Source organism: Aeromonas sp. MaB10011B (assembly GCF_017939325.1).
Lineage (GTDB): Bacteria > Pseudomonadota > Gammaproteobacteria > Enterobacterales > Aeromonadaceae > Aeromonas > Aeromonas caviae.
Genome location: NZ_JAGKRK010000035.1, coordinates 1 through 392 on the forward strand (window position 1 = coordinate 1; position 392 = coordinate 392).

The 392-nt window shown below is 52.0% G+C and carries 1 protein-coding gene; it reads right to left on the minus strand.

The window, feature by feature from the left end:
- A partial coding sequence (locus J9893_RS21665) for a hypothetical protein (RefSeq protein ID WP_246875563.1) occupies positions 1 to 392 on the minus strand: 392 nt, incomplete at both ends.

Genomic DNA, 392 nt, shown 5'->3' on the forward strand with positions numbered 1-392 from the left:
TAAATGCAAATTCTGAAAGCCTACAAATTCCGACTCGAACCGACCGAACAACAAGCGCAACGCCTGCGCCAGTTGGGCGGTTGTGCTCGTTATGTCTGGAATCACGGGCTGGCAGAAACCAAACGCATTCTGGATGCTGGCGAAAAACTGCCTTCTGCCTTTGAGCTGAACAGGATGCTCACCAGTTGGAAGAAAGACCCAGAAATGGCCTTTCTGGCCGAGGCATATACCGACAACCTCCAGCAGAAGCTCAAGGATTTGCATGGCGCGTGGATGCGCTGCTTTGATAAGAAACTCGCCGCCAAGGCACCCGTATTCAAGAAAAAAAGCGACAACCGCGACGCTATCCGGTTCGTCAACTTCGACAAGTATTGCCGCCTTGAAAAGGGTCG